Source organism: Arsukibacterium sp. MJ3 (genome assembly GCF_000987765.1).
Taxonomy (GTDB): Bacteria; Pseudomonadota; Gammaproteobacteria; order Enterobacterales; family Alteromonadaceae; genus Alishewanella.
Genome location: NZ_LAHP01000142.1, coordinates 1 through 552, shown reverse-complemented (window position 1 = coordinate 552; position 552 = coordinate 1). Strand labels below are relative to the sequence as shown.

The 552-nt window shown below is 44.4% G+C and carries 1 protein-coding gene; it reads right to left on the bottom strand.

Going from position 1 to position 552, the window contains the following annotated elements; genetic code table 11:
- Positions 1 to 27: 27 nt before the first annotated feature.
- Complete coding sequence (gene rpsT, locus VT06_RS17200) at positions 28 to 294, bottom strand: 30S ribosomal protein S20 (protein WP_046555557.1); 267 nt, start codon at positions 292 to 294, stop codon at positions 28 to 30.
- Between the last annotated feature and the right edge of the window lie 258 nt (positions 295 to 552).

Here is a 552-nt window from a genome sequence, read left to right as displayed (position 1 = left end):
AAGATGCTTAAGTACGCAGAGCGTAGCTTATGCAGCTAAAGCTTTGATTTGTGCAGTTAAGCGGCTCTTATGACGAGCAGCTTTATTCTTGTGAATCAAACCTTTTGCCGCGTAGCGGTCTAGTACAGGAACAAGACCAGCAAACAACTGCTGTGCCTGAGCCTGATCACCAGCAGCGATAGCTGCTTGTACTTTTTTGTAATGAGTGCGCATCATTGAGCGACGGCTGGCATTGTGGCGACGATTTTTTTCTGCTGTAACCGCACGCTTCTTTGCAGACTTGATGTTAGCCAAGGTGAAACTCCTGATAATTCGTAAACTTGTACCGGACTTTTTAAGGCCGAGGATTTTCCCTCTTTTGCAGTTAAAAGTCAACGGATTCGATGAAAGATTGTGCGCGCATACTACGGATCTACGGGCTATTTGGCAACCATTTTTGCAATATTTTCGCTAATTTACTGAGTTTACAGTTTCTTTGTATTTTTTAGGTGCCAGAAATGCGTTCTGCGCGGCTTGAATGCTTCAAGTGCTCTAGCGCTCGTGCTAATCTTT